This window comes from Burkholderia sp. Se-20373, from assembly GCF_017104705.1.
In the GTDB taxonomy this organism is placed as follows: Bacteria; Pseudomonadota; Gammaproteobacteria; order Burkholderiales; family Burkholderiaceae; genus Burkholderia.
Map to the genome: position 1 here is coordinate 55,151 of NZ_JAAGPH010000001.1, position 14,797 is coordinate 69,947.

Sequence of the window (14,797 nt, forward strand, 5' to 3'; positions counted from 1 at the left end):
TGCCACGCGCATGTGCATCTGAATCCTGCATTCGATGCACGGATGTCCCAGCGGTGCCGCCACCCGCGTCCTACAGTGGGCCAGATAGGCCGATACGGCTTTCAGCGCCGGATCGGCTTTCGACAATCTGGAGACAACCCCATGACAGCCGACTACACCCTTCAACACCGGATCGCGGGCGACGCGTGTGACGCCGCGCGGGGCGAGTGGTTCGAGAAATTCGAACCGTGCACCGGGCACCTGCTTGCGCGCGTGGCGGCCGGCACCGGCGCCGACGTCGACCGGGCCGTGCGCGCGGCCCGCGCGGAATTCGACGGCGGATCCTGGCGCCGCTTGCCCGGCGCGGCGCGGGCGAAGCTGCTGAACCGGCTGGCCGACCTGCTCGAGCATGACGCGGAACGCTTCGTCGAGTTGCTGGCGCGTGAACAGGGGCGCCCCGCGATGGAAGTGCGCATGATGGACCTGCCGATGTCGATCGACACGCTGCGTTACTTCGCCGGATGGGCGGACAAGCTCGAAGGCCGCCAGATTCCGACCGGCGGCTTCATGGGGCGCCCGACCGTCAACTACACGGTGCGCGAAGCAGTCGGCGTCGCCGGCCTGATCGTGCCGTGGAATGCGCCGCTGATGATCGCGTGCTGGAAACTGGCGCCCGCGCTCGCGGCCGGCTGCACGGTCGTGATCAAGCCGTCGGAGGACGCGCCGCTCGCGGTCGGGGCGCTGGTGGACCTGGCGGCGCAGGCTGGTTTTCCGCCAGGTGTCGTGAATCTCGTGCACGGCATCGGCGCGTCGGTCGGCGCCGCGCTGGTCAATCACCCGGGCGTCGACAAGATCAGCTTTACCGGCAGCACCGAGGTCGGCCGCACGATCGCGCGCGAAGCCGGCGCACAGTTCAAGCGGCTGACGCTGGAACTCGGCGGCAAGGCGCCGCAGATCATCTTCGACGACGCGAATCTCGAGCAGGCGATCGCCGGCGTCGCGATGGGGCTGTTCGTCAACCAGGGGCAGACGTGCGCGGCCGGCACGCGCGTGCTGGTGCAGCGCCGTCACTACGACGACGTCGTCGGCGCGCTCGCGCATGCGGCGCGGTCGGTCAGGGTCGGCACGCCGTTCGACCCGGCGACGCAGATGGGCGCGCTGATCAGCGCCCGCCATGCCGACCGCGTGAAGACGCATATCGCCGTGGCGCTTCACGACGGCGCGACGATGGTCGCGGGCGACGAACCGGTGCCGTCGCAAGGCTTCTTCGTGCGGCCGACGGTGTTCGCGAATGTCGATCCGGCGATGCGCATCGCGCGCGACGAAGTGTTCGGGCCGGTCGGCACGATCATGCCGTTCGATACGGAAGACGAGGCCGTCGCGCTGGCGAACGACACCGTCTACGCGTTGTCCGCCACGCTGTGGACCCGCGATCTCGCGACCGCGCACCGTACTGCCGCCCGTCTGCGGGTCGGCGCGGTCGCGGTGAACGCGTGGAGCCCGCTCGACGCACGGCTGCCGTGGGGCGGCTTCAAGGAGAGCGGCGTCGGGCGCGACCTGTCGCAGAGCGGGCTCGATGCGTACCTGGAGGAGAAGGTCGTCACGATCGCGATGTAGCCGCGCACGTGCCGGCTCGGAGACACAACAACAAGATCGCGAGCATTGCTCGCCCGCCTATCCCATTCGACAGACACATGACTACTCAAGACCTGACCTTCGATTACGTCGTCATCGGCGCGGGTTCCGCCGGTTGCGTCGTGGCCGCGCGGTTGATCCAGCAGAACGCCGGTTCGGTGCTGCTGCTGGAAGCCGGCACGCGCGACGACAATCCGTTTCACCGGATTCCGGGCGGCGTGATGCAGGTGTTCCAGAAGAAATCGTGGCCGTACATGACCGAACCGCAGCCGAACGCGAACGGTCGCAGCATGATCATCGCGCAGGGCAAGGTGCTGGGCGGCGGCAGTTCGGTCAACGGGATGATCTACATCCGCGGGCAGCGCGACGACTACGACGACTGGGCGACGCAGTGGGGATGCACGGACTGGCGCTACGACGACGTGCTGCCGTATTTCATGAAGGCGGAAGCGAACGAAAGCCTGGGGCCTGCGTATCACGGCCAGACGGGTCCGCTGCCCGTCAGCGAGAACCGTTATCGCCATCCGTTGACGGCTGCGTTCATCCGGGCCGGGCAGGAGATGGGGCTGCGCTACGTCAACGATTTCAACGGCGAAGTGCAGCAGGGCATCGGCTATTACCAGACGACGACGCGCAACGGCGAACGCGCAAGCACGGCACAGACCTATCTGGCGTCGGTGCGCGACGACGCGAAGCTGAAGGTGGTGACCGGCGCGCTCGTGCACCGGATCCGGACCGATGCGGGGCGTGCGGTCGCGGTCGAATTCAGCGAAGGCGGCCATGCGCCCGTGTCAGTACGCGTGCGCAACGAGGTCGTCGTGAGCGCGGGAGCGATCGGGAGTCCGAAGGTGCTGATGCTGTCCGGCATCGGGCCGGCGGAGCAGCTTGCCGCGCTCGGGATCGATACGGTTGCCGCATTGCCGGTCGGCCGGAATTTCCACGATCATCTGCACATGTCGGTGCAGGCGTCGATTCGCACACCGGCGAGCCTCTACGGCGAGAACACCGGGCTCCGGGCGATGCGCCATTTCCTGCAATGGAAGTGCTTCAGGAGCGGGCTGCTGACCAGCAACATCCTCGAAGGCGGCGCATTCATCGACACGCTGGGCACCGGGCGGCCGGACGTACAGTTCCATTTCCTGCCGCTGCTCGACAACTTCGACAATACGCCGGGAGAGAAGCCGCCCGCGAGCGAGCACGGCATGTCGGTCAAGGTCGGCCATCTGCAACCGAAATCGCGCGGGCAGGTGGCGTTGCGCAGCAAGGATCCGTCGGATCTTCCGAGGATCGATGCGAACTTCCTGAGCGACCCGGCCGACCTCGACGGCCAGATCCGGGCCGTTCAGGCCGGGCTCAGGATCCTGTCGGCGAAGGCGCTGCAGGCGCACGTGAAGGAAATCGTCGCGCCTGCCCGTGTCGATCCGGCCGACCTACCGGCAATCGAGCGATTCGTGCGGCAGGACATCAAGACCGTCTATCACCCGGCCGGCACCTGCAGGATGGGTACGGACCCGCGGACGTCGGTGGTCGACCAGAAGACGCTGCGCGTTCACGGCTTCTCCAATCTGCGCGTGATCGATTGCTCGATCTGCCCGCAGGTGCCGAGCGGCAACACCAACGCGCCGGCAATCATGATCGGCGAACGCGGCGCTGACCTGCTGCTCGGTCGGTGAATGAGGCGGCGCAGGGCTGACCTGCGCTGACTTCGCGTCGGGCGATGCCGACGCGGTTTCGTTCGAATCAGAGCGGAAACACGGCCTTGAGCCAGAACGCCGCACCTTCCGGGCGGTTTCGCACATCGGTTTCCATCTGGTATTTGGCGGTCACGAACCAGCCCTTCCCGCTGTCGTACTTGATCGACGGGCCGATCGCGAACGCACGGCCGCGATTGCCGGCGATGGTTTGCCCGGCCTGTGAGTCGTCCGTCATCTGCCGGTAGACATAGCCGCCCGCGCCGACCGTCAGCCCGTTGCCGAAACCCCAGCCCGCCGAATAGTCGACGATGAATTCCTGGCCGGATCGGTAGTCCGTCGCGTGGTTGCGCTGGTTGAAGGTCCACATCAGCTTTGCATCGAACACCGGCCCGGTACGGCCGCCATACGAGATCCCCGCGATCGGCTGGATCGCCCAGACGTGTCGGCCGATGTTGGCCAGGTCGCTTTTGTCGTACCGGCCCGTAGGCGCGAAGAAATCGACGGCGAGCAGCGTGTGGAGCGTCGGCGTGACGTGCCAGCCGAGCGCCGGCCCGAACGTCATGTCGCCGACACCGGTCCGCCGCTGCGATTGCCCGCCCGCGTGCACGTCGAGCGTGACGAGCGGAAGCAGCGCATGCATGGCCAGCGACGCGCCGGCAAATGTGTAGGGTGTGACCCACACGATCCGTGGCGTCACCGAATAGGCAGTGATGCTGAAGTCTGGCGGCGCGACGTTGCGGCCGTCGTTGTTGCGCAGTTCGCCGGCGCGGTAGCGCTCCGCGTAGATCAGTGCATAGAGCCCCGGCGGCGGCAGTGCGCAGCACAGGTAGCCTTCCGCCCCGGTCGGGTAGACGGAGCCGCCGCCTTCGGTTGCGTGAGCGCCGTGCGCGACGACGAGCGCGGACAGCATCACGGAAAGGGAAAGTCGTTTCATCGTTTGTCTCCTCCTACGGCGCACGGCCGGAAGTCGTCTTTCCGCCCGTCAGCAGGGTGCCGCGCCAGTTTTTCGCTCGCATGTGTTTGCGTGCAGAGCCGTCAGGAGTGCGGTGCATCTAGGGGAAATCTTTACAGCGTCAGGTAGCGTTCCGGCCACCCATGGGAGTTGTGCGAATGTTCTTTCGCATCGATGCGCCGTACGCTACGAGCCGATCCCCTCTTATCGGTGCTGGCCGGGCGCGTGTCGTCACACATGACCGGAAGTCGGGCGAGTCGATCGTCGCGCTCGCTGCATGCGTACGCAGGCGGCCACGCAACGGATGTACTTGAAAGCCGGATTTTTCTGGAGGCGAACGTCATGATCGATTCGGAAGCGCATCCGCCGCTGCAGGCGGGCGGCGTGTCGTGCTGGTCGGAGCAGATCCGGCATCGGTTCTTTCCGCTGGAGCTCAACGCCGGTTCGTCCGGCGAATTCGACGCAAGCGTCGACGTGTTCGATCATGCGCGCTGCCGCGTGGCGCGCATTGCGGCCAGCGCGCACAGCGCCTCCATCGGGCGCGACGCCTGCAAGACGCTGAAGCACCGCTACGTCAAGGTGATCTGGCAACTGAGCGGCGTGGCGAGGCTCGAGCAGGGTGCCAGCGACGTGATCGTGCCGCCCGGGCATTTCACGCTGTACGAGGCGAGCAGCCCATACTGGATTCAAAACGACGCACACGGCGAATTCGTCACGATGCTGTGCGAAGTGGCCGACCACGACGCGCTGCTGGCGCTGGCCCGGCAAGCGATCGGCCGCGCGATGCCGACGACGGGCGGCGCGGCCGTGGCGCTCGCGAGCCTGCAGGCGATGATCGCCGAGGGCCGGCGCATGAATCCGCGCAGCCGCTTCGGCGTGCTGGAACTGGTGGCGACGTTGCTCGCCGAGACCATCGATTTCGCGGACGGCACGGCGCCCGCTTCGCGGCGCAAGATCCGCGAGACGTTGCTGCGCGACGCGCAGCAATACATCCATCGGCATCTGGACGACGGCGAACTGTCACCCGATCGTATTGCCGCCGCATTGAAGGTGTGCCGTCGCACGCTCTACCAGGCGTTCGAATCGATCGGCGAGCGGCCGCAGGCGATGATCCAGCGCCTGCGGCTCGAGAAGTGCCATGAAGTGCTGTCGCAGACCGGTGCCGACGGGGCGAGCATTACGCGCCTCGCGCTGCAGTCGGGGTTTTCCGATCCGGCGTATTTTGCGCGCCTGTTTCGCCGGCGCTTCGGCGTCACGCCGTCGCAGTGTCGGGATGCGGCGATGCAGGACGGGGGCGGTGCGGGATCGTCGGGTTAGTCGCGGCGTGCATTCGTTGCGATTCGAACCGACTCGATCGGAGGATGGCCGGCAGCGTGTGACGACGAACGCGGCAGCGCGGGCCGGCGCCGCGCCTGCGTCGTCAGGCGATCCGGACACAGGGGCGTCGCCAGAATCCGCCGGGGCGGCGGCCTAGAACCGCGTACTGAACCCGACCCGCGCGATCGACTGCAGCGCGCCGCCCGACGCGCCGTTCGCATCCATCACGCCGTTGATCTGCGCGTTGCTGCCGTGGTTCGCGCGCTGGTGCACGCCCGCCACGTACACCATCGTGCGTTTCGACAGCCAGTACTGGACGGCGGCCAGGAGCTGGTGCGCGTGCGCGTTGTCGAGCGAGTCGTTGCCTTTCATGTACGTGTAGCTCGCGCCGATCACCCAGGCCGGCGACGGCCGCCATGCGGCGCCGGCTTCCGCCGACCACGCGCCCGCGCCGTTCCGCGCATTGCGTACGGTCGTGAAGAGCGCTTTCCCGGTGACCGTGCCGAGCGTGTAGTGCACGCCCGCGCCCCAGTTGCGCACGCTGGTCGGCGGCAGCCCGTCGATCGCGCCGTACTTCTGGTTCGTATAGGCCGCGCCCGCGCCGAACGGGCCGTTGTCGTAGCTCGCGCCGACGCTGACCGTGTTGTTCGCGCCGACCGACCCGGCGACGTTCCCGAAGCCGTACAGCGCACCGAAGGTCAGGCCCGACAGCGACGGGCTCGTGTACTTGACCGAATTCGCGACGCGATTGCTGCCCGCGACGCGATCCCAGTCGAAGGCGCCGGTCGGGTTGTTCGGGAGCGCGAGCTTGTCGAACGGCCCGTTGCGAAAGCCGTACAGGCCGACGAGATCCTGCGCGATCTCGTTGCCGCTCGCGGCCAGCGCGTCGACCATGAACTCGTACTGGTTGCCGAGCGTCAGCGTGCCGTACCGGTCGTTCCGCAGCCCGACGTAGGCCGTGCGCGCGAACAGCCCGCCGCCGATGATCGAGCCGTTGCCGAGCGAATACTGGTTCACGAGCCGGAAGATCGCACGTGTGCCCGCGCCGAGATCCTCCTTGCCTTCGAAGCCGAGCAGGTTCGGGAAGAAGATGTTGTCGTCGAACTTCGCGGCGCCGTGGCCGCCTTGATTGCTGACGTAGCTGATGCCGGCATCCATTAGCCCGAACATCGTCACGCTGCTCTGCGCGAACGACACGGCGGGAATGGCGCATGCCGCGAGCGCCAGAAGGGTCTTTTTCGTCATCTCCAATGTGCTCCTCACATGTTTCCGATCGGATCGGATATTTTTGATTGGACTACTGATTGATATGAATAAAGCAGAACCGGACGAATCCCGGTTCAGTGGCACGGGAAGGAAGCCGGTGTGTGACGGGCATCGGCGGAAGCAACTGGCTTGCCGATTCCCGCTGATTCCCGCCGATGCCCGTTGGGCCGTGTGCTAGACCGTCGAATACCCGCCGTCCACCGGCACGACCGCGCCGGTCACGAACGACGCACCGGGCGAGCACAGGAACAGGATCACGTCCGCGACTTCGTCGGCGGTGCCCCAGCGCCCGAGCGGCGTGCGTTCGAGGATGCGCCGCGACGCCTGCATGTCGGCCATCAGGCCGCTGCTGAGCGGCGTATCGATCCAGCCGGGGGCGACGGCATTCACGCGAATGCCGCGATCGGCCCACGCCTGCGCGAGCGAGCGCGTGAGCTGCGCGATGCCGCCCTTGCTCGCGCTGTACGCGGGGCGGTCCTTGCTGCCGAAGTACGTGTACATCGACGCCACATTGACGATGCTGCCGCCGTGTGCGGACAGCGCCGGCCGTGCGGCGTCGGAGGCACGCATCACCGACGTCAGGTTCACGTTCAGCACGAGCTCGAACTGGTCCATCCGGTATTCGTCCGCATGCCGGCTGATGCCGACCCCGTTGACGAGCACGTCGAGCCGCGGCAGCGCCGCGACCGTGCGCGTCAGCGCATCGCTGTCGGTCACGTCGAGTTCCACGCAGCGAACGCCCGCATGCACGGGCGCGTGCGGGCCGGCCGCATCGAGCCCGAGCGCGACGACCGACGCGCCGGCCTCCGCGAACCGCATCGCCGTGCGCGCACCGATGCCCGACGTGCCGCCCGTCACGACGACGGACCGGCCCTCAAACGCCCACTGACGACTCATGCTCGACGCTCCCGATGGTGTGTGCGCGACCGGCCGGCCGTTGCGCGGGTGAAACGAGGATCTTGATTTGCGCGCGGTCGGCGAGCAGCGCGTCGAAGCCGTCGACGACGGCGTCTTCGAGCGACACGGTGCGCGTGACGATCGATGTGAGGTCGAGCGCACCCGACGCGACGATGCGCAGCAGGTCTTCGTACGCATGCCGGTAGCCGACGCTCGCCGTGAAGGTCAGCTCGTCGTTGACCGCGCGGAACGCGTCGAAGCCGGCACGCGGCATCAGGCCGACCATCACGACGCGGCCGCCCTTGCGCAGCGCCTGCATCGCCGATTCGAACGTGGCCGGCAGCCCGGCCGCTTCGAAACTCGCATCGACGCCGAGCCCGCCCGTGGCCGCGCGGATCGCGTCCTGCAGCGCGGGTGCACCGAGTGCGCGTGCGTCGAACGCATGCGTCGCGCCAAAGCGTGTGGCCGCCGCGAGTCGTTCGGGCGAGACGTCGACGGCCACGATCGTGGTCGCCCCCTGCAGTTTCGCGAGCATGATCAGCAGCAGGCCGATCGGGCCGAGGCCGAACACCGCACAGGTTTCGCCGAGCCGCAGCTCGCCGCGCCGCAACGCGTGCAGCGCGACGGCCGCCGGCTCCGTCACCGCGGCCTGTTCGAGAGTCACGCCGTCAGGCAGGCGATGCAGCATGTACGCCGGCACGACCGCGAAGTCGGCCATGCCGCCGTCGCCCATCAACCCGGCGAAGCCCATCGATACGCACAGGTTGTACGACCCCGCGCGGCAATACGCGCACTGGCTGCAGCGATACTCGGGCTCGACCGCGACGCGATCGCCCGCGCGCAGCGCCGTCACGCCGTCGTCGACCTCGACGACGGTGCCGCAGAACTCGTGGCCGAGCGTCAGCGGCGCGGTGCGGCGCGACAGCGGATGCGGCGTGTCGACCGGAATCGCGTGTGGGCCGTCCGCATATTCGTGCAGGTCGCTGCCGCAGATCCCGCAGTACGCGACCGCGATGCGTACGTCACCGGGGCCGACGCGCGGCGTGTCGATTTCCACGAGACGGACGTCGCGCGGGCCATGCCATTGAAGTGCTCGCATGTCAGTGGCCTCCGAGGTTTTGTGCGTCGAGGCGGCTCGCGGCCGTGCCGGCGAGTGCGCGCTTGCGCAGCACGGCGGGCGCGGTCTCGACGAGGCCGAACGACAGCACGCATGCGACGATCGCGCCGGCGGCCGACGTCCACATCGCGAACTGCAGGCCGTACGTGTCCGCCGCGAGGCCGGCGACGGTCGGTGCAACGAAGCCGCCGATCAGCTCACCGGCGCCCATGATCAGGCCGAGCGCGCTGGCGATCGCGCGCGGCGGCACCGTTTCGGCCGGGATCGTCGCCATGAACAGCGTGAAGCAGCCGAGGCCCGTGTAGGTGGCGAACACGAGCGCGCCGAGCGCCCACAGCGAGCCGGCATGGATCATCACGATCGGGCACACGGCTGCGATCAGCGCGAACGCGATCATCGTCGGCTTGCGGCCGATCCGGTCGGAGATCGCTGGCACCGCGAAACCCCAGAACACCCACGCGGCGCCGAGGCAGGTCATCACGGCGCCCATGTCGGACGGCGACAGATGGCGGCTTTCCACGAGGAACACCGGCGCGAACGAGATGATCACGACGAACCACGTGAGAAAGAAGCCGCTGATCAGCATGCAGAGCAGGATGTTGCGCTCCTTCAGCAGCGCCCATCGGCTGACTGCCGCGCCGCTCGCGGCCGGTGCGCCGCCGGGTTCGGCCTGCGCGTGCCGCACGCCGCCGGGCGGCGCTTCGCGCACCCAGCGCCAGATGCAGAGCGCGATCAGGAAGCCGGGCATACACGACACGTAGAACGCCTCGCGCCAGCCGTACGCAGTCGCGATGCCGATGACCACCGGCGGGCCGATCATCGCGCCGAGCAGGCCGGCGGCGGAGCCTTGCAGCAAGCCCATGTTCAGCCCGCGGCGGCTCGGCGTCGAGCTTTCGACCATCAGCGATTGCGACAGCGGCAGCACGGGGCCTTCGGCGATGCCCATCAGCGCGCGGAACGCGATCAGGCTCGCGAAGCCGCCGACGAGCCCCGACAGCGCCGAGCACACGGAAAAGCCGAGCACGGCCGCGATCAGCAGCGGTTTGCGCGTGCCGCGGGCGTCGGACCACGCGCCGGTCGCGGCGCCGGACAATGCCCACGTGAGCGCGAGCGCGGACGACACCATGCCGAGCTGCGTGTTCGTCAGGTGCAGCTCGGCCGACATGAACGGGAACAGGAACGACAGCGCGAGGCGATCGAAGAACACGAAGCCGAACGTCATGAACAGGATCAGCAGCAACCTGTTCTCGTACGTCCACGCGGAGCGGGAGGAGGAAGGGGATGTCATGGTGAGCCTCGCCGCGCGTCAGCGGAACAGCTTCTCGATCGCTTGCGCGCCGAGGCCGACCTGCTCGTAATGCGCCTTGCACATCGCGATGTACGAGTGCACGTCGAAGTAGCCGTCGGGGTTGCCTGCTTCGTCGAGCCAGATCAGCGGCCCCTTGACGATGAAGAACGCGCGCATCGGCTCCGGATGATCGAACGCGACGAGCGTGTGACCTTCGCCCGGCGTCTCGTACACGAAATCGCCGCGCGTCGCGGTCCATTCGTGCTCCAGGTAGCCCCACTTCCCCGACAACGTGTAAGCGAACACCTCGTGCGGGTGATAGTGCCGGTTCACGAGCCCGGCCTTCTTGGCCATCAGGATGTCGCACCATTTATTCTGCGACGGCGAGATCCACAGCGGTCGCGACGAAACCGTTTCGGTGAACGGAACGTAATAGCGCTCGTCGTCGGTGGCCGCGTTCGCGATGTACGCTTCGGGCAGCGCATCGGGCTTGAACGGATTGGCAATCGGCGGAATGTTTTGCCAGAATTCGGCTACGGCTTTGTCGACCACGGTTTGTCTCCAGGTGTATGAGTTGTCGTGGGCTCGACTTTAGCCAGCCGGTGCGCGCCGCTCTTGACTGGGCTGGACGAATTGCTTGACCGCGCCGGACATTGCATCGCACCAAAATCCAGACGAACCATCCCCCAATCCGTGCCGTTCCGCACGACAGGCGCCCGCAGGAGGCGACGTGACGAATTCGACCGTTTTTTCCCGCACGCGAGGCTCGACGGCCGACGTGCCGGCGCGCGACAGGATGGCGTACTGGGATGCGTTCAATGCGGCGACGCTGGTCGGGCTGCGCTGTTCTTCGCTGTCGCCGGCCGGGCTCGAGGTCGAGAAGACCGACCTCGCGCTGCCGGGCCTCGGCATCGCGGACATCAGCGGTCAGGATCACGTGATCGAGCGCAGCCCCGCGCTGGTGCGCCAGCTGCCGAAGGAGTCGCTGTTCGCGTGCCAGATCCTGAGTGGCCGCGCGTATTTCATCCAGCGGGACCGTTGCCTGTTGGCGGATGCCGGCGATGTCGTCGTCTACGACACGTGCGTGCCCTATCTGTTCGGATTCCTGACGCCGATGCGGCAACTGCTGATCGATATTCCGATCACGACGTTCGACGACCGGCTCGATGCGGAGCTGGCGGCGCTGCCGCTGCGGATCGCGCCGAAACCGGGCGCGGGCGCGATGCTCGGTGCGACGTTACGCGCGAGCGTCGAGCGCTTCATGAAGGATCCGGTCGAGCGTGACGCCGTACAGTTCGCCGAACACACGCGCACGCTGATCGCGGAACTCATCGATGCCGAGGTGAATGGCGCGGGCGCGTCGCGTGCGTCGCTGTCGTATCTGCTGACCGCGAAGCAGTACATCGCGACGCATCTCGGCGACCCGGAACTTGGGCCGCAGGCTGTCGCCGATGCGGTCGGGCTGTCGCTACGGCATCTGAGCCGGCTCTTCGCGGCAGAAGGCGAGTCGATCACGCAGCACATCTGGTCGGAACGGTTGTCGCATGCGTATCGCGAGCTGACCGATGCGCGGCTGCGCAAGACGAGCGTCGGCGAAATCGCGTTTCGCTGGGGGTTTTCGAGCCAGGCTCATTTCAGCCGTGCGATTCGCGAGCGCTATGGCGCGTCGCCGATGGCGCTGCGCGAGGCGGCGCGGGCGGACGGGGGTGATTGCGGAAGTCGATGCAAATGAAACGGCGGCGCGTGTCTCACGCGCCGTTTTTTTTTCGTGAACGAAAGCGCCCGCGCGTCGTGTTGCATTACTCCGCCAGCATGAACTCGGCACAGCGCTCCGCGATCATGATCGTCGGCGCGTTCGTGTTGCCGGACACGATGCGCGGCATCACCGACGCATCGCAGATCCGCAATCCGTCGACACCTTGCACCGCGAGGCGCGGCGTGACGACCGCGTGCGCGTCGTTACCCATGCGGCAGGTGCCGGCCGGGTGATAGACGGTTTTCGCGCGACGCCGCACGTAGTCGGCGAGCGCGGCATCGGTCAGCGTCTCGGCTTCACGCACGATGCGTGCAAGCGACGGCGCGCGGATGATCTGGCGCGCGAGCGCGACGCCGCGCACGAGGCCGTCGACATCGGCCGGATCGGACAGCGCGCCGCTGTCGAACAGGATCGGCGCGGCCGGATCGTTGCCGCGCAGTCGCACCGAGCCACGCGAGCGCGGCCTGAGCAGGCACGGGTTGATCGACAGGCCGTGGCCGGGCAGCGGCGCGCGATCGACGTCGCCGACGAGCGTCGGCAGCACGTGGAACTGGATGTCCGGGCGGCCGCTGCCGGTCGTGTCGACGAATGCGCCGGATTCGACGACGTTCGACGTCAGCAGGCCCGTGCGGCACAGCATCCACTGCAGCCCGTGGCGCAGCGCCTTCAGCCCGCGATCCTCGCCCAGCAGGCTGAGCGGCGCGTGGCTGTGGCCGTAGATCGAGACTTCGAGATGATCCTGATAGTTCGCGCCGACGTCGCGGCTGTCGTGCAGCACGTCGATGCCGTGCGCGTGCAGGTGCGCGCCGGGCCCGATGCCCGACAGCATCAACAGCTTCGGCGTGCTGAGCGCGCCGGCCGCGAGCACGACATCGGCGCGCGCGGTGGCCGAGCCCATCGCACCGTTTTCCGTCCGCCATTCGACGCCGGTCGCACGCCGGCCGTCGAACCGGATGCGCGTCACGCGGCAGCCGGTCAGCACGCGCAGGTTCGGGTGGCCGCTCGCGTCGGCGAGATAGGTGGCCGCGGTACTGCCGCGCTGCCCGTCGAAGATCGTCGTGTGATAGAAGCCGACGCCATGTTGCGCGGCGCCGTTGAAATCGTCGTTGTATGCGATGCCGGCTTCCTGTGCGGCCTTCACGAACGCAAGGCTCAGCGGATGCCGGAAGCGCGTGTCGCCAACCTTCAGCGGCCCGTCGGTGCCGTGAAACGGCTCGGAGAGCCGCAGGTGCGATTCCGCGCGCTTGAACACGGGCAGCACGTCGTCCCAACTCCAACCTGTGCAGCCGAGCGCGGCCCAGTCGTCGTAGTCGTCGCGTGTGCCGCGCACGTACAGCATCGCATTGACCGAACTGCCGCCGCCGAGCGTGCGGCCCTGCGGCACGTAGGTCTTGCGTCCTGCCGCGCCGGGTTGCGGCTCGCTCTCGAACGTGACCGTGCGCCGGGTGCCGAGCACGCGGATGAACGTCGCCGGAATCCGGATGAACAGGCTGTCGTCCTTCGGGCCGTCCTCGAGCAGCAGCACGCGCCTGCCGGCCTTCACCAGTCGGTGCGCGACCGTGCAGCCGGCCGAACCGCCACCGACGACGATATGGTCGTACGTCTCCATCCCGCTTCTTCTCCTTGCTGTCGGGCGGCGAAACGAGTGCCGCCGCGCAGGAAGCCAGCTTAGCGACCGCTATGCGGGCCCATTTGACCGGGACGGACGCCGTGCTTGCCTCGCAGGGACACGGCGGCGGAGGGGGGACTAGCGTGCGTCGGCCGGCGCCCGCGCGCGGGTATCGCTCGGCGTCTCGCCGAAGCGCGCGCGATAGCTGCGGCTGAAGTGCGCGCTGTTGTTGAAGCCCCAGCGGAACGCGATCTCGCTGACCGTCAGGTGCTTCAGCGACCAGTCGCGCAGGTCGGCACGGCAGCGTTCGAGCCGCCGCGCGAGGATGTAGCGCGTGAGCGGCATCCCTTCGATTTCGAAGACGCGCGCGAGCTGGCGCGGCGACAGGTTGATCGCGCGACTCACCGACTGGCTGTCGAGGTCGTCGTCGGCGAGATGGCTGTCGATGAACGCCTTGGCGCGCGACAGCGTGTGGACGCTCGACTTGGTCGGTGACGCGTCGCCGTCGCGCAGCCGCAGCATCGACTGCACGAGATCGAGGATCGCGGCGGCGCGCCGTTCGCGTGCGTCGGGTGTCGGTTCCTGCGGCGCGGCGAGCAGCGCGTACACCTGCCGCACGGCCCACGACGCGACACCGTCGTCACGGTCGATCTTGACGAGGCTGCGGTAGCGCCACGGGCCGACGCGGGCTTCGAACACGTCACGCGGCACGTCGAGCACGGTCATCGCCATGTCGGCGGGAAAGCCGTGACCGTACGGCATCGACGTGTCGTAGAGGACGAGGTCGCCGGGCCCGTGCTGCATGCAGTCGACGTCCTGGAACGTATAGCCTTGCCCCGCGTGCATCAGGCAGATGAACACGGCGTCGCGCTGGTCCGCATGGATGTTGTGCGGCGTGCGCACGACCGCGTGCCGGTTCGCGACGATGTCGCAGGCGCCGAACAACCCGAGATCGCGCCTGCGCAGCGATGCGTCGATGCCTTCGGACGACTTGCCGCTGCATTCGATCCGTACGAGCGTGCGCGCGACATGGTCGACCCAGAAGTCGACGCGTTCGTGGCCGCGCAGGGCGCGCGTCGAGATCGTGGCGATCTCCGTGCTGGTGTCCGGCATGACGTTCTCCCAATGACCGCCTGAGCGGCGCAGTCTCGGGCACGTGGAATGGCGCGGTCAATCCGTGAAAGACCCGGGGCGGGGGCGTGATGCGCTTGCAGCGGGGCGTTGCGGCTGCAAGCGCGATCGATGTCCGGCTGAGTCAACACAAGCGGCCGTGCCGGTCAAAACGCG

12 protein-coding genes are annotated in these 14,797 nt (G+C 67.8%); 4 read left to right on the forward strand and 8 right to left on the reverse strand.

Features of this window, described 5'->3' with window-relative positions:
* Positions 1 to 141 precede the first annotated feature (141 nt).
* Together G3N96_RS00255 and G3N96_RS00260 are read left to right on the forward strand one after the other, a co-directional pair.
* On the forward strand, positions 142 to 1,596 hold the full coding sequence (locus G3N96_RS00255) for an aldehyde dehydrogenase family protein (RefSeq protein WP_089473816.1): 1,455 nt from the start codon (positions 142 to 144) through the stop codon (positions 1,594 to 1,596).
* Positions 1,597 to 1,673: 77 nt separating this feature from the next.
* Positions 1,674 to 3,287 (forward strand): GMC family oxidoreductase N-terminal domain-containing protein, encoded by a 1,614-nt coding sequence (locus tag G3N96_RS00260; protein ID WP_206135810.1) that lies wholly within the window; start codon positions 1,674 to 1,676, stop codon positions 3,285 to 3,287.
* Between the two features lie 67 nt (positions 3,288 to 3,354).
* Here G3N96_RS00260 and G3N96_RS00265 read toward each other — a convergent pair whose 3' ends face one another.
* Positions 3,355 to 4,242, reverse strand: coding sequence for a transporter (locus G3N96_RS00265; RefSeq protein ID WP_089473818.1), 888 nt, complete (start codon positions 4,240 to 4,242; stop codon positions 3,355 to 3,357).
* A gap of 360 nt (positions 4,243 to 4,602) precedes the next feature.
* Between G3N96_RS00265 and G3N96_RS00270 the strand changes: the two genes are divergently transcribed.
* On the forward strand, positions 4,603 to 5,577 hold the full coding sequence (locus tag G3N96_RS00270; RefSeq protein WP_241022382.1) for a helix-turn-helix domain-containing protein: 975 nt from the start codon (positions 4,603 to 4,605) through the stop codon (positions 5,575 to 5,577).
* A 153-nt stretch (positions 5,578 to 5,730) separates the two neighbouring features.
* Here G3N96_RS00270 and G3N96_RS00275 read toward each other — a convergent pair whose 3' ends face one another.
* The 5 genes from G3N96_RS00275 to G3N96_RS00295 all read right to left on the reverse strand — a co-directional run bounded on the left by G3N96_RS00275 (position 5,731) and on the right by G3N96_RS00295 (position 10,697).
* Positions 5,731 to 6,822 carry a porin gene (locus tag G3N96_RS00275; protein WP_206135812.1) on the reverse strand — a complete coding sequence of 364 codons (1,092 nt, stop codon included), beginning with the start codon at positions 6,820 to 6,822 and terminating at the stop codon, positions 5,731 to 5,733.
* Between the two features lie 195 nt (positions 6,823 to 7,017).
* Complete coding sequence (locus G3N96_RS00280; protein ID WP_124580274.1) at positions 7,018 to 7,740, reverse strand: SDR family oxidoreductase; 723 nt, start codon at positions 7,738 to 7,740, stop codon at positions 7,018 to 7,020.
* Positions 7,718 to 8,839: a 2,3-butanediol dehydrogenase gene (locus G3N96_RS00285; RefSeq protein ID WP_206135813.1), complete on the reverse strand. Its 1,122-nt coding sequence runs from the start codon at positions 8,837 to 8,839 to the stop codon at positions 7,718 to 7,720. The genes G3N96_RS00280 and G3N96_RS00285 overlap by 23 nt, the downstream gene beginning before the upstream one ends.
* Position 8,840: 1 nt before the next feature.
* The gene (locus G3N96_RS00290; protein WP_206135814.1) at positions 8,841 to 10,145 is read right to left on the reverse strand and encodes an MFS transporter; all 1,305 of its coding nucleotides are present in this window, start codon (positions 10,143 to 10,145) and stop codon (positions 8,841 to 8,843) included.
* An 18-nt stretch (positions 10,146 to 10,163) separates the two neighbouring features.
* Positions 10,164 to 10,697 (reverse strand): 2,4'-dihydroxyacetophenone dioxygenase family protein, encoded by a 534-nt coding sequence (locus G3N96_RS00295; protein WP_124580280.1) that lies wholly within the window; start codon positions 10,695 to 10,697, stop codon positions 10,164 to 10,166.
* A gap of 178 nt (positions 10,698 to 10,875) precedes the next feature.
* Here G3N96_RS00295 and G3N96_RS00300 point away from each other — a divergent pair, with 178 nt between their 5' ends.
* The gene (locus tag G3N96_RS00300; RefSeq protein ID WP_206135815.1) at positions 10,876 to 11,877 is read left to right on the forward strand and encodes a helix-turn-helix domain-containing protein; all 1,002 of its coding nucleotides are present in this window, start codon (positions 10,876 to 10,878) and stop codon (positions 11,875 to 11,877) included.
* Positions 11,878 to 11,944: 67 nt separating this feature from the next.
* On the opposite strand, the gene G3N96_RS00305 is transcribed toward G3N96_RS00300, so the two are convergent.
* Positions 11,945 to 13,510, reverse strand: a complete 1,566-nt coding sequence (locus G3N96_RS00305; protein WP_124580285.1) for a GMC family oxidoreductase N-terminal domain-containing protein — start codon at positions 13,508 to 13,510, stop codon at positions 11,945 to 11,947.
* Between the two features lie 138 nt (positions 13,511 to 13,648).
* Positions 13,649 to 14,623 carry a helix-turn-helix domain-containing protein gene (locus G3N96_RS00310; RefSeq protein ID WP_206135816.1) on the reverse strand — a complete coding sequence of 325 codons (975 nt, stop codon included), beginning with the start codon at positions 14,621 to 14,623 and terminating at the stop codon, positions 13,649 to 13,651.
* Between the last annotated feature and the right edge of the window lie 174 nt (positions 14,624 to 14,797).

Coding starts and splice junctions, on each gene's coding strand:
- G3N96_RS00255 (WP_089473816.1), top strand. CDS start 142: ATGACAGCCGACTACACCCTTCAACACCGGATCGCGGGCGACGCGTGT.
- G3N96_RS00260 (WP_206135810.1), top strand. CDS start 1,674: ATGACTACTCAAGACCTGACCTTCGATTACGTCGTCATCGGCGCGGGT.
- G3N96_RS00265 (WP_089473818.1), bottom strand. CDS start 4,242: ATGAAACGACTTTCCCTTTCCGTGATGCTGTCCGCGCTCGTCGTCGCG.
- G3N96_RS00270 (WP_241022382.1), top strand. CDS start 4,603: ATGATCGATTCGGAAGCGCATCCGCCGCTGCAGGCGGGCGGCGTGTCG.
- G3N96_RS00275 (WP_206135812.1), bottom strand. CDS start 6,822: ATGACGAAAAAGACCCTTCTGGCGCTCGCGGCATGCGCCATTCCCGCC.
- G3N96_RS00280 (WP_124580274.1), bottom strand. CDS start 7,740: ATGAGTCGTCAGTGGGCGTTTGAGGGCCGGTCCGTCGTCGTGACGGGC.
- G3N96_RS00285 (WP_206135813.1), bottom strand. CDS start 8,839: ATGCGAGCACTTCAATGGCATGGCCCGCGCGACGTCCGTCTCGTGGAA.
- G3N96_RS00290 (WP_206135814.1), bottom strand. CDS start 10,145: ATGACATCCCCTTCCTCCTCCCGCTCCGCGTGGACGTACGAGAACAGG.
- G3N96_RS00305 (WP_124580285.1), bottom strand. CDS start 13,510: ATGGAGACGTACGACCATATCGTCGTCGGTGGCGGTTCGGCCGGCTGC.
- G3N96_RS00310 (WP_206135816.1), bottom strand. CDS start 14,623: ATGCCGGACACCAGCACGGAGATCGCCACGATCTCGACGCGCGCCCTG.